Genomic DNA, 12,799 nt, shown 5'->3' with positions numbered 1-12,799 from the left:
TCGTCCGGTGGTGCTTAGCGGAAGGAGCCCAGGTCGAAGTCGTCCAGGGGGACCGCCTGCCCGCTGGCCGGGCCGAAGCCGTAGTCGGCCTCCGGGTAGCCGGTCATCGAGTAGACCTTCGCCTTCGCCTCCTCGGTCGGCTCGACCCGGATGCTGCGGTACTTGCTGATGCCCGTACCGGCCGGGATGAGCTTGCCGATGATGACGTTCTCCTTCAGACCGATCAGCGAGTCGCTGCGCGCGTGGATCGCCGCGTCGGTCAGCACCCGGGTCGTCTCCTGGAACGAGGCCGCGGACAGCCACGACTCCGTCGCGAGGGACGCCTTGGTGATACCCATGAGCACGGGACGGCCGGCCGCCGGCTCGCCGCCTTCGGCGACGACGCGACGGTTCTCCGCCTCGAAGAGCGCACGGTCGACCAGCACACCGGGCAGGAACTCGGTGGAGCCGGAGTCGATGACCGTGACCCGCTTGAGCATCTGCCGGATGATGATCTCGATGTGCTTGTCGTGGATGAGCACGCCCTGCGAGCGGTACACCTCCTGGACCTCGGACGTCAGGTGGACCTGGACCGCCCGGGGACCCATGATGCGCAGCAGCTCGTGCGGGTCGATCGTGCCCTCGGTGAGCTTCTCACCGACCTCGACGTGCTCGCCGTCCTGGTAGCGCAGCTTGACGCGCCGGCTGAGCTTGTCGTGGACGATCTCCTCGCTGCCGTCGTCCGGCACGATGATGATCTTCCGCATCCGCTCGCCGTCCTCGATGCGCACGCGACCGGGGGTGTCGGCGATGGGCGCCTTACCCTTCGGCACGCGGGCCTCGAAGATCTCCTGCACACGGGGCAGACCCTGGGTGATGTCCTCACCCGCGACACCACCGGTGTGGAAGGTACGCATCGTCAGCTGCGTGCCCGGCTCACCGATCGACTGGGCGGCGATGATGCCGACCGCCTCGCCGACGTCGACGGTCTTGCCCGTGGGCAGCGACCGGCCGTAGCAGGCGCCGCAGACGCCGAGCTTCGACTCGCAGGTGAGCACGCTACGGACGCGGACGGTCTCGGTCCCGGCGGCGACCAGCAGGTCGACCGTGATCGAGTTGATGTCCGTGCCACGCTCGGCGACGAGCTTGCCGTCCTTGTCACGGACGTCGTCGGCGAGGGTACGGGCGTGCACGCCCGTCTCCGCGTGCTGGTGGATGCGCATGACGCCGTCGTGCAGCTCACCGACCGTCATCGGGATGGCGCGGTCGGTGCCGCAGTCCTCCTCGCGGATGATGACGTCCTGCGACACGTCGACCAGACGACGGGTCAGGTAACCCGAGTCGGCGGTCCGCAGCGCGGTGTCGGCCAGACCCTTACGGGCACCGTGCGTGGAGATGAAGTACTCCAGCACGGACAGACCCTCCCGGTAGCTGGCCTTGATCGGCCGCGGGATGATCTCACCCTTCGGGTTGGCCACCAGGCCACGGATCGCGGCGATCTGGCGGAGCTGGAGCAGGTTACCGCGGGCGCCCGAGTTGATCATCTTCCACAGCGGGTTCTCCTGCGGCAGCGCGCTTTCCATCTCCTTGGCGACCTCACCGGTCGCCTTGGTCCAGATCTCGATGAGCTCGCCGCGGCGCTCCTCGGCCGTCATGAGACCGCGCTGGTACTGCTTGTCGATCCGCTCGGCCTCCTTCTCGTAGCGCTCGAGGATCTCGCGCTTGCGAGGCGGCTGGATGACGTCTTCCATGCCGATGGTGACGCCGGACCAGGTGGCCCAGTGGAAGCCGGCAAGCTTGAGCGCGTCCAGGGTCGCCGCGAGGGAGACCTTCGGGAAGCGCTCGGCGAGGTCGTTGACGATCGCCGACAGCTGACCCTTGCGGATCTCGTAGTTGACGAAGCGGTACCCCACCGGGAGCGTCTCGTTGAAGAGCACCCGGCCGAGGGTCGTCTCGACCGTGACCGTGTCGCCGGACTGCCAGCCCTCGGGGGCCTCCCACGGCTGGCCGGAGGCGCCGTTGTCGACCCCGATGATGCCCCGGAGCCGGATCTTCACCGGTGCCTGCAGGTGCAGCTCGCCGTTGTCGAACGCCATCCGCGCCTCGGCGTCGGAGCTGAAGGTGCGCCCCTCGCCCGTCAGGCCCTTCTGGATGTGCGTCAGGTGGTACAGGCCGATGACCATGTCCTGGGTGGGCATGGTGACCGGCTTGCCGTCGGCCGGCTTGAGGATGTTGTTGCTGGACAGCATGAGGATGCGGGCCTCGGCCTGCGCCTCCGCGGACAGCGGCACGTGCACGGCCATCTGGTCGCCGTCGAAGTCGGCGTTGAAGGCGGTGCAGACGAGCGGGTGGATCTGGATGGCCTTGCCCTCGACCAGCTGCGGCTCGAAGGCCTGGATGCCCAGGCGGTGCAGGGTCGGCGCGCGGTTGAGCAGCACCGGGTGCTCCGCGATGACCTCCTCCAGCACGTCCCACACGACCGGACGCTGACGCTCGACCATGCGCTTGGCCGACTTGATGTTCTGCGCGTGGTTGAGGTCCACCAGGCGCTTCATCACGAACGGCTTGAACAGCTCCAGCGCCATCTGCTTCGGCAGGCCGCACTGGTGCAGCTTGAGCTGCGGGCCGACGACGATGACCGAACGGCCGGAGTAGTCGACGCGCTTGCCCAGCAGGTTCTGACGGAAGCGACCCTGCTTGCCCTTGAGCATGTCGGACAGCGACTTCAGCGGCCGGTTGCCCGGGCCGGTGACGGGACGACCGCGGCGGCCGTTGTCGAACAGCGCGTCGACGGCCTCCTGCAGCATCCGCTTCTCGTTGTTGACGATGATCTCCGGGGCACCCAGGTCGATCAGGCGCTTGAGCCGGTTGTTGCGGTTGATCACGCGCCGGTACAGGTCGTTGAGGTCGCTGGTGGCGAACCGGCCACCGTCGAGCTGCACCATCGGACGCAGGTCCGGCGGGATGACCGGGACGCAGTCCAGGACCATGCCCAGCGGCGAGTTGGCGGTGTTGAGGAACGCCGCGACGACCTTGAGGCGCTTGAGGGCCCGGATCTTGCGCTGGCCCTTGCCGCTGCGGATGGTCTCGCGCAGCGACTCGGCCTCGTCGTCGAGGTCCAGGTTCTCCAGCAGCGCCTTGATCGCCTCGGCACCCATGGCGCCGGTGAAGTACTCACCGAACCGGTCGCGCAGCTCGCGGTAGAGCAGCTCGTCGGTGATGAGGTTCTTGCGGTCCAGCTTGCGGAACGTGTCCATGACCTCGTCGAGACGGTCGATCTCACGCTGCGCGCGGTCCCGCATCTGGCGCATCTCGCGCTCGCCGGACTCCTTGACCTTGCGGCGCACGTCGGCCTTCGCGCCCTCGGCCTCGAGCTCGGCCAGGTCCTGCTCCAGCTTGGCGGCGCGCTTCTCGATCTCCGAGTCGCGGGCGTTCTCCGCCTGGCGCTTCTCCGCCGAGACCTCGTTCTCGAGGGTGGCGAGGTCGCGGTGGCGGGCCTCCTTGTCGACGCTCGTGATCACGTACGACGCGAAGTAGATGATCTTCTCGAGGTCCTTCGGCGCCAGGTCGAGCAGGTAGCCGAGCCGGCTGGGCACGCCCTTGAAGTACCAGATGTGCGTGACCGGGGCGGCGAGCTCGATGTGGCCCATGCGCTCGCGGCGGACCTTGGCACGGGTCACCTCGACGCCGCAGCGCTCACAGATGATGCCCTTGAACCGGACCCGCTTGTACTTGCCGCAGTAGCACTCCCAGTCCCGGGTCGGACCGAAGATCTTCTCGCAGAAGAGCCCGTCCTTTTCCGGCTTCAGGGTGCGGTAGTTGATCGTCTCGGGCTTCTTGACCTCGCCATGCGACCACTGGCGGATGTCGTCGGCAGTGGCCAGACCGATGCGCAGTTCGTCGAAGTAGTTGACGTCGAGCACTTCGTCTATGTCCTCACGATTCAGTTGCTCGGGTAATTGCTAGGTCGTGGAGCGGGCGCCTTCGCGGGGCGCCCGCCCACGGATCAAACTTCCTCGACGCTGCTCGGCTCACGCCGGGAGAGGTCGATGCCGAGTTCCTCGGCGGCGCGGAACACCTCGTCGTCCGTCTCGCGCATCTCGAGGGCCACGCCGTCGCTGGAGAGCACCTCGACGTTCAGGCACAGCGACTGCAGCTCCTTGAGGAGCACCTTGAAGGACTCCGGGATGCCCGGCTCCGGGATGTTCTCGCCCTTGACGATCGCCTCGTAGACCTTGACGCGTCCGAGGACGTCGTCGGACTTGATCGTCAGCAGCTCCTGCAGCGCGTAGGCGGCGCCGTAGGCCTGCATCGCCCAGCACTCCATCTCACCGAAGCGCTGACCACCGAACTGCGCCTTACCACCCAGCGGCTGCTGCGTGATCATCGAGTACGGGCCGGTGGAACGGGCGTGGATCTTGTCGTCCACCAGGTGGTTGAGCTTGAGGATGTAGATGTAGCCCACCGCGATCGGGTCCGGCAGCGGCTCACCGGAGCGGCCGTCGAACAGCCGTGCCTTGCCGCTGGCACCGATGAGCTGGTTGCCGTCCCGGTTGGGCAGCGTGCTGCTCATCAGGCCGGCGATCTCTTCCTCCTTGGCGCCGTCGAAGACCGGGGTCGCGACGTTGGTGTCCGGCTCGGACTCCCCCGCGTTGATGGCCTTCAGCGCCCGCTTCCACTCGGTGTCGTCACCGTCGATCTTCCAGCCTGTCTTGGCCACCCACCCCAGGTGGGTCTCCAGGACCTGGCCGATGTTCATCCGGCTCGGCACGCCGAGCGGGTTGAGCACGATGTCGACCGGGGTGCCGTCCTCGAGGAACGGCATGTCCTCGACCGGGAGGATCTTCGAGATGACGCCCTTGTTGCCGTGGCGGCCGGCGAGCTTGTCGCCGTCCTGGATCTTCCGCTTCTGGGCCACGTAGACGCGCACCAGCTCGTTGACGCCCGGGGACAGCTCGTCGCCGTCCTCCCGGCTGAACGTGCGCACGCCGATGACCGTGCCGGTCTCGCCGTGCGGCACCTTGAGGCTGGTGTCGCGCACCTCGCGGGCCTTCTCGCCGAAGATCGCGCGGAGCAGGCGCTCCTCCGGGGTCAGCTCGGTCTCACCCTTGGGGGTGACCTTGCCGACCAGGATGTCGCCGGTCACGACCTCGGCGCCGATCCGGATGATCCCCCGCTCGTCGAGGTCGGCGAGCATCTCCTCGCTGACGTTCGGGATGTCGCGGGTGATCTCCTCCGGCCCCAGCTTGGTGTCGCGCGCGTCGACCTCGTGCTCCTCGATGTGGATCGAGGTGAGGACGTCGTTCTGCACCAGCTTCTGGGACAGGATGATGGCGTCTTCGTAGTTGTGACCCTCCCAGGGCATGAACGCCACGAGCAGGTTGCGCCCGAGCGCCATCTCGCCCTCGTCGGTGCACGGACCGTCGGCGATGACCTGCCCCGCCTCGACCCGGTCGCCCTCGAAGATCACCGGCTTCTGGTTGACGCAGGAGCCGGAGTTGGAGCGGCGGAACTTGTGCAGCAGGTAGGTCCGGCGGTGGCCGTCGTCCTGGTGGATCGTGACGTAGTCGGCGCACATGTCCTCGACCACGCCGGCGACCTCGGCCACGACCACGTCACCGGCGTCGACGGCGGCACGGTACTCCATGCCGGTGCCGACGAGCGGGGCCTCGGCCTTGACCAGCGGCACCGCCTGGCGCTGCATGTTGGCGCCCATGAGTGCACGGTTGGCGTCGTCGTGCTCGAGGAACGGGATCATCGCGGTGGCGACCGAGGTCATCTGCCGCGGCGACACGTCCATATAGTCGACCTGGTCGGCGGGGACGTTGTCGACCTCACCGCCCTTCCGGCGGACGAGGATGCGGTCCTCGGCGAAGTTGCCGTCGCTCTTGAGCGGAGCGTTGGCCTGCGCCTTGACGAACCGGTCCTCCTCGTCGGCGGTCAGGTAGTCGATCTGGTCGGTGACCCGGCCGTCGACAACCTTCCGGTACGGCGTCTCGACGAAGCCGAACGGGTTGACCCGCGCGAACGTCGAGAGCGCGCCGATGAGACCGATGTTGGGACCTTCAGGGGTCTCGATCGGGCACATGCGGCCGTAGTGCGACGGGTGCACGTCGCGGACCTCGAAGCCGGCCCGCTCACGCGACAGACCGCCCGGGCCGAGCGCGCTGAGGCGCCGGCGGTGGGTCAGGCCCGCGAGGGGGTTGGTCTGGTCCATGAACTGCGACAGCTGCGACGTGCCGAAGAACTCCTTGATCGCCGCCACGACGGGACGGATGTTGATCAGGGTCTGCGGCGTGATCGCCTCGACGTCCTGCGTCGTCATGCGCTCGCGGACGACGCGCTCCATCCGGGACAGGCCGACGCGGACCTGGTTCTGGATGAGCTCGCCGACCGTGCGCAGGCGCCGGTTGCCGAAGTGGTCGATGTCGTCGGCCTCGTAGCCCTCTTCGCCCGTGTGCAGGCGGCAGAGGTACTCGACCGTGGCGACGACGTCCTCTTCCGTCAGCACACCCTGGTTGATCGGGAGGTCCAACTCGAGCTTCTTGTTGAACTTGTATCGACCGACCTTGGCGACGTCGTATCGCTTCGGGTTGAAGAAGAGGTTGTCGAGGAGGGTCTGCGCGTTCTCACGCGTCGGCGGCTCGCCGGGGCGGAGCTTGCGGTAGATGTCTAGCAGGGCCTCGTCCTGGCCGGCGATGTGGTCCTTCTCGAGCGTCGTCATCATGAGCTCGGACCAGCCGAACTTCTCACGGATGCGCTCGGCGGACCAACCGATGGCCTTGAGCAGGACGGAGACGGCCTGCCGGCGCTTGCGGTCGATGCGGACACCGACGGTGTCGCGCTTGTCGATGTCGAACTCCAGCCAGGCACCCCGGCTCGGGATGACCTTGACGCTGGTGAGGTCGCGGTCGGAGGTCTTGTCCGGCTGCTTGTCGAAGTACACGCCCGGCGACCGGACGAGCTGGCTCACCACGACGCGCTCGGTGCCGTTGATGATGAAGGTGCCCTTGGGCGTCATCATCGGGAAGTCACCCATGAACACCGTCTGGCTCTTGATCTCGCCAGTGGTGTGGTTGGTGAACTCCGCCGTCACGAACAGCGGCGCGCAGTAGGTGAGGTCCTTCTCCTTGCACTCCTCCATGGGAGCCTTGACCTCGTCGAAGCGGGGCGCGGAGAACGACAGGGACATCGTGCCGGAGAAGTCCTCAATGGGACTGATTTCATCGAGGATCTCCGCCAGCCCGGAACGGGCGTGCGGATCACCGGCCGAGCGGCTCTGCCACTTCTCGTTGCCAACCAACCAGTCGAACGAGTCGGTTTGGATGGCAAGGAGGTTGGGAACCTCAAGGTGTTCGGTGATCCTGCCGAAGGAGACCCGGCGGGGAGCGTATGCGCTCGAACTGGTCTTCGCAGGGCGGGAAGCTGCCAAGATGCGTCCTTCCGAGGACCGGTGGTGCAGACAGGCCGTTTTGCGTGCAGCCTGACGACCCCCGATGCAAAGTGCCCACGAAGAGGCACTCCACGCCAGAGGTGAAGTCAGAAGACAGCGCAAACTAGCAGTGTAGCCGAAAGGCTAACCGCTGTCGAGCGGCCCCGTGCACGATGTTTCAACGATCTTTTTTGAAGATCGCTGTTCCACCGGCCGAGCCGCTCGCGTCGGTCGAGGCCTGGGGCTCATCGGTCGATGTGCGCTGAACCAGACCCAAGAAGGATCGGGGCACATCTGTCGGGCCACCGGCCGCCGCGTCCGCGGAAGGCAGTGCCTGATTAGCGTGCCTGCCACCAGGTCATCGCGTCAAGGGTTCCCACGCGCGTCGGGCCACCGTGACGGAAATCTCGCACTCCGATCACAAGGTGTTGTGGTGGCCACCCCTAGATCTTGGGTCCTTACACACAAAGGGCGGCCGCCGGTTTCCCGGCGACCGCCCCGCTGTGGTGCAAGTTACTTGAGGGTAACCTTGGCGCCCTCGGCCTCGAGCTTGGCCTTGGCCTTGTCCGCGGTCTCCTTGTTGGCCTTCTCGAGGACGGCCTTCGGCGCGGCCTCGACGAGGTCCTTCGCCTCCTTCAGGCCCAGGCCGGTCAGCTCGCGCACGACCTTGATGACCTGGATCTTCTTGCCGCCGTCGCCCTCGAGGACGACGTCGAACTCCGACTGCTCTTCCTTCTCCTCGACCGGAGCGGCAGCGGCGCCGCCGCCACCCATCATGACCGGCGCGGCAGCGGTGACGTCGAACGTGGTCTCGAACTCCTTCACGAACTCGGAGAGCTCGATCAGGGTCATCTCCTTGAACGCGTCGAGGAGTTCGGCGGTGCTCAGCTTCGCCATGTTGGCGTTCCTTTCGAAAAAAGTGATGTGGAGCGCGCGGGCCTATTCGGCCGCGTCGCTGCCGGCTTCCTGCGCGCTGCCGGAGTCCTGCTTGTCGGCGAGAGCCTGGATGGTGCGGGCGGCCTTGGACAGCGGCGCCTGGAACAGCGACGCGGCCTTGGACAGGCTGCCCTTCATCGCGCCGGCCAGCTTGGCCAGCAGCACCTCACGGGACTCCAGGTCGGCCAGGCGACGGACCTCGTCCGCGCTGATGGCCTTGCCCTCGAAAACGCCGCCCTTGATGACGAGCAGCGGGTGGGCCTTCGCGAACTCACGAAGGCTCTTCGCCGCCTCGACCGGGTCGCCGGAGACGAAAGCGAGCGCGGTAGGACCGGAGAACAAATCGTCGAGCCCGCTGATGCCCGCGTCCGTCGCGGCACGCTTCGCGAGCGTGTTCTTCGCGACGGCGTACGTGGTCTCGCGGCCCAGGCTGCGGCGCAGGGTCTTGAGCTGCGCCACGGTCAGGCCGCGGTACTCGGTCAGCACGGTGGCCGTCGAGCCCCGGAAGCTCTCGGTGAGCTCCGCGACCGCGGTGGCCTTGTCGTCTCGAACCGGCTTGTCCGCCATGTCCCTCCTCTCTCTTGCTACGGTGCTGGCCACGCTCTCGGGCGCACTCGCGGCAACGAAAAACGCCCCGGGCGCAGGGGCGCACGGGGCGGAGCGACATGTGTCGGCAACGCTTGTCCGGCCCTGCGCGGGTCGCCTGCGTTGACACAGGGCCTTCGATGTCCACTCACGCGGACATGACCAGCGGTCTTCGGGTTTCGATGGAAACTGTACTTGACTCGCCGTGCGCAACCAAATCGCGGCGCGTCTACGGCCTGGTCCGCCGCAGGTGGGCGTAGGCGGCGACGGCGAGCGCGGCCCACACGACGCCCCAGCCGGTGGTGACGGCGACGGCGGTCAGGTCGGCACCGCCGACGGTGTCGCGGGCGGTGGTCATCAGCGGCGGGGCCAGCCACGGCGCCGGCGAGCTCTTCAGGCCGAGCACGACCGCCATGACCACGCCGCCGACGAGGATCGCCAGGCCGCGGGCCGCCTGCCCGGACACCGCGCGGCTGGCCAGGGCGCCGAGGCCGACGGCGGGCAGGAGCAGCAGCAGGTGCGCCCACAGGCCGAGCGCGATGCCCTCCCCCAGCGGCGGGTCGCCGACCTTCTGCGGTCCGGTGACGCCACCGACGAGCCACGGCAGGATCATCGCGACCAGGATCACCGGCAGGGCGGCGACCAGCGCCGCGGCGACCCCCGCGGCGGTCTCCCGGCCGGCGCCGAGCGCGACCCTGCCGATCCGCCGCTGCACGTCGGGCTCCACGTCGAGCAGGAGCTTCGTCTGCCAGGCCAGGACCCCGAACAGCACGGCCGCGGACACCCCGTAGGCCTCGCCGGCCTGGGACTGCCCGCCGCCGTACAGGATGGACAGCACGACCAGGGCGGCCAGCAGCGGCGCGGCGGCCCGGCCCGTCTGGACGAAGCCCGCGAGCCGCATCCTGACCAGGGCGGTCACCGCTCCTCCCGGACGCCGAGGACGTCGAACCCGTCGGCGCGCAGCCTCGCCACCGCCCGGTCCGCGTGCGTCGCCGCGACGGCGAGCTCGATGATGCGCCTGGCGGCGGGGCGCTCGCCCCGGGGGCCGGTCACGCCCTTCCGGCCGTCTTCGCCCACCCGGCTGTCTTCGCCCACCCGGCCATCGGCTTCGCTCACCCGGCCGTCGCGGACGTGCCAGCGGCGGGCCCCCGGCAGGCGGGCGACCTCGCCGAGGTGGTCGCTGATGAGCACCGACCCGCCGCGGGCCACCACGTCGGCGACGATCGCCGGCACCTGTTCACGGGTCGCGGCGTCGAGGCCCTCCCACGGCTCGTCGAGGACCAGCAGGCCCGGCGGGTCCAGCAGTGCCTGGACGAGGCCCACCTTCTGGGCGGAGCCCTTGGAGAGGCGGCTCAGGCGTACATCGAGAAACCCCACGAAATTGAGGCGCTCGGCCCATTCGTCGATGCCGGCGCTGTCGGCTCCGCGGATCGCCGCCATGTGCGTCAGGTAGGCGCGGGCGGTGAACGGCTGGTCGGCGGGGAACCGCTCCGGGACCCAGCCCACCACCGGCCGCCTTCCGGAGACCGTGCCCCGGCCGGGCCTCAGCACCCCGGCGGCGAGCTGGAGCAGAGTCGACTTGCCGGAACCGTTGGGGCCGAGCACGACCGCGGTCTCGCCGGGACCGAGCTCCAGGTCGACGTGCTGCAGGGTCCACGCCGCATTACGGGCGTACCGGAACCAGACGTCGTGGAACTGCACGCCCCCGAACATAGACGACGGCGGGCACCCTCGGATGCCCGCCGTCGTCGTGCCGCTGTGCTTACTCCGCGGACGCGTCGTCCTCGAGGAGGTTGCGCGTGCGGTTCGGGTCGACCGGGATGCCGGGGCCCATGGTGGTGGTGATGAAGATCTTCTTCAGGTACTTGCCCTTGGCCGCGCTCGGCTTGGCCCGGTTGACCTCGTCGAGGACCGCCGCGTAGTTCTCCACCAGCTGCTGCTCGGAGAAGCTCGCCTTGCCGATGATCAGGTGGAGGTTGGAGTGCTTGTCCACCCGGTAGGTGATCTTGCCGCCCTTGATCTCGTTGACCGCCTTGGTGACGTCCATCGTGACCGTGCCCGTCTTCGGGTTCGGCATCAGGCCGCGCGGGCCCAGGATCCGCGCGATCCGGCCGATCTTGGCCATCTGGTCGGGGGTGGCGATCGCCGCGTCGAAGTCCAGCCAGCCTTCCTGGATCCGGGCGACGAGGTCGTCGGTGCCCACCGCGTCGGCGCCGGCGGCCTCGGCCTCAGCGGCCTTCGGGCCCTGCGCGAAGACGATGACGCGGGCGGTCTTGCCGGTGCCGTGGGGCAGGTTGACCGTGCCACGGACCATCTGGTCGGCCTTGCGGGGGTCGACGCCCAGCCGCATGGCCACCTCGACGGTGGGGTCGAACTTGACGGTGGTGGTCTGCTTGGCCAGCTTCACCGCGGCGATGGGGCTGTACAGCGCGTTGCGGTCGACAAGGTCCGAGACCTTGCGGTAGTTCTTTCCGTGCTGCGACATGTCGCTTTTACTCCTGTGGTGATCGTGCGGGCGCTTTCCGCGCCCTCCCACTTGGTCTTTGGTTGTGCTTGCCGGCGGAGCTTGATCAGTCCTTGACGACGATGCCCATGGAGCGGGCGGTGCCGGCGATGATCTTCTCGGCCTGCTCGATGTCGTTGGCGTTGAGGTCGGCCATCTTCTTCTCGGCGACCTCACGCAGCTGGGCCTTGGTGATCGAGCCGACCTTGTCCTTCTGCGGCACACCCGACCCCTTCGGCACGCCGGCGGCCTTGAGCAGCAGGCGGGCGGCGGGCGGGGTCTTGAGGATGAACGTGAACGTCCGGTCCTCGTAGACGCTGATCTGCGCGGGGATGATGTCGCCGCGCTGGGACTCCGTCTGGGCGTTGTACGCCTTGACGAACTCCATGATGTTCACACCGTGCTGACCGAGCGCGGGGCCGACCGGCGGCGCCGGAGTGGCCTGGCCGCCCGGCAACTGAAGCGTGAAGGTCTTGACGAGCTTCTTCTTCGGAGGCATGGCTGCTTTCGTCTTCCTGGGCTGGAGTTTCGTGCCTTGTTGTATGACGGCTCGCGGCCGTCTCCACGCACGACTGAGCGCCCGGCACTTGGCCGGACGCTCAAGCGTACCGCAGACGAATTAGATCTTCGTGACCTGGTTGAAGTTGAGCTCGACCGGGGTCTCCCGGCCGAAGATCGAGACCAGGACCTTGAGCTTCTGCTGATCGGCGTTGATCTCGCTGATCGTGGCCTGCAGCGAGGCGAACGCGCCGTCGGTGACGGTGACCGAGTCGCCGACCTCGAAGTCGAGGACCTTGACCTCGGGCTTGCCGGCCTTCTTGCCCTCCTGCTGCACCACCGGCGCGAGCCACTTGAGGACCTCGTCCAGCGACAGCGGCGCCGGCCGGTCGGCCCGGTCGGTCGCGCCGACGAAGCCGGTCACGCCGGGCGTGTTGCGCACGCACGAGTAGGACTCCGCCGTCAGCTCCATCCGGACGAGGATGTAGCCGGGGAAGACCTTGTTCTGCACCTGGGTGCGCTTGCCGTTCTTGATCTCGACCTCTTCACGAGTCGGGACCTCGACCTGGTAGATGAACTCTTCCATGTCGAGGCTCGTGATACGGGTCTCGAGATTCGTCTTGACCTTGTTCTCATACCCGGCGTAGGAGTGCACCACGAACCAGTCACCGGGCGCGAATCGCAGTGCGGCACGCAGCTCGGCGACGGGGTCCTCGGCGTCGGCCGCCGCCCCTGCCGGCTCGGGGGCCGTGCTGGGCGTGGCGGCCGTCATCACCGTCGACGTTTCCTCGTGCTGCTCGTCGTCGGTTGAGGCGGTCTCGTCGAATTCCTGCACGCTGCTCACTTCCGTCTGTCAAGTCTTCGCA

General features: G+C 68.0%; 9 protein-coding genes. All 9 read right to left on the bottom strand.

The annotated features are described in order from the left end of the window. Positions 1 to 14: 14 nt before the first annotated feature. Positions 15 to 3,902, bottom strand: coding sequence for a DNA-directed RNA polymerase subunit beta' (locus ABZ321_RS10970; RefSeq protein ID WP_344501841.1), 3,888 nt, complete (start codon positions 3,900 to 3,902; stop codon positions 15 to 17). An 83-nt stretch (positions 3,903 to 3,985) separates the two neighbouring features. Then, on the bottom strand, positions 3,986 to 7,411 hold the full coding sequence (locus ABZ321_RS10965; RefSeq protein WP_344501842.1) for a DNA-directed RNA polymerase subunit beta: 3,426 nt from the start codon (positions 7,409 to 7,411) through the stop codon (positions 3,986 to 3,988). A 513-nt stretch (positions 7,412 to 7,924) separates the two neighbouring features. Next, positions 7,925 to 8,308 (bottom strand): 50S ribosomal protein L7/L12, encoded by a 384-nt coding sequence (gene rplL / locus ABZ321_RS10960; protein WP_344501843.1) that lies wholly within the window; start codon positions 8,306 to 8,308, stop codon positions 7,925 to 7,927. A gap of 42 nt (positions 8,309 to 8,350) precedes the next feature. Further along, a complete protein-coding gene (rplJ, locus tag ABZ321_RS10955; protein ID WP_344501844.1) occupies positions 8,351 to 8,914 on the bottom strand; it encodes a 50S ribosomal protein L10 in 564 nt (187 codons plus the stop codon). Positions 8,915 to 9,161: 247 nt separating this feature from the next. Beyond that, positions 9,162 to 9,851: a hypothetical protein gene (locus ABZ321_RS10950; RefSeq protein ID WP_354890825.1), complete on the bottom strand. Its 690-nt coding sequence runs from the start codon at positions 9,849 to 9,851 to the stop codon at positions 9,162 to 9,164. Next, positions 9,848 to 10,633 carry an ATP-binding cassette domain-containing protein gene (locus tag ABZ321_RS10945; protein WP_354890824.1) on the bottom strand — a complete coding sequence of 262 codons (786 nt, stop codon included), beginning with the start codon at positions 10,631 to 10,633 and terminating at the stop codon, positions 9,848 to 9,850. The genes ABZ321_RS10950 and ABZ321_RS10945 overlap by 4 nt, the downstream gene beginning before the upstream one ends. Before the next feature lie 61 nt (positions 10,634 to 10,694). Beyond that, a complete protein-coding gene (gene rplA, locus ABZ321_RS10940; RefSeq protein WP_344501847.1) occupies positions 10,695 to 11,417 on the bottom strand; it encodes a 50S ribosomal protein L1 in 723 nt (240 codons plus the stop codon). Positions 11,418 to 11,502: 85 nt separating this feature from the next. Continuing rightward, positions 11,503 to 11,934, bottom strand: coding sequence for a 50S ribosomal protein L11 (rplK, locus tag ABZ321_RS10935; protein WP_033357679.1), 432 nt, complete (start codon positions 11,932 to 11,934; stop codon positions 11,503 to 11,505). Between the two features lie 120 nt (positions 11,935 to 12,054). Further along, positions 12,055 to 12,768 carry a transcription termination/antitermination protein NusG gene (nusG, locus tag ABZ321_RS10930; RefSeq protein WP_344501848.1) on the bottom strand — a complete coding sequence of 238 codons (714 nt, stop codon included), beginning with the start codon at positions 12,766 to 12,768 and terminating at the stop codon, positions 12,055 to 12,057. Between the last annotated feature and the right edge of the window lie 31 nt (positions 12,769 to 12,799).

The sequence above is a fragment of the Dactylosporangium sp. NPDC006015 genome (assembly GCF_040614215.1).
Lineage (GTDB): Bacteria > Actinomycetota > Actinomycetes > Mycobacteriales > Micromonosporaceae > Dactylosporangium > Dactylosporangium maewongense.
Note: the sequence above shows the minus strand (reverse complement) of the source record. Positions and strands in the feature narration are given on the sequence as shown.

Bases quoted from the DNA above. Each gene is read 5' to 3' on its own strand.
- rplL (WP_344501843.1), bottom strand. From the start codon at position 8,308: ATGGCGAAGCTGAGCACCGCCGAACTCCTCGACGCGTTCAAGGAGATG.
- rplJ (WP_344501844.1), bottom strand. From the start codon at position 8,914: ATGGCGGACAAGCCGGTTCGAGACGACAAGGCCACCGCGGTCGCGGAG.
- rplA (WP_344501847.1), bottom strand. From the start codon at position 11,417: ATGTCGCAGCACGGAAAGAACTACCGCAAGGTCTCGGACCTTGTCGAC.
- rplK (WP_033357679.1), bottom strand. From the start codon at position 11,934: ATGCCTCCGAAGAAGAAGCTCGTCAAGACCTTCACGCTTCAGTTGCCG.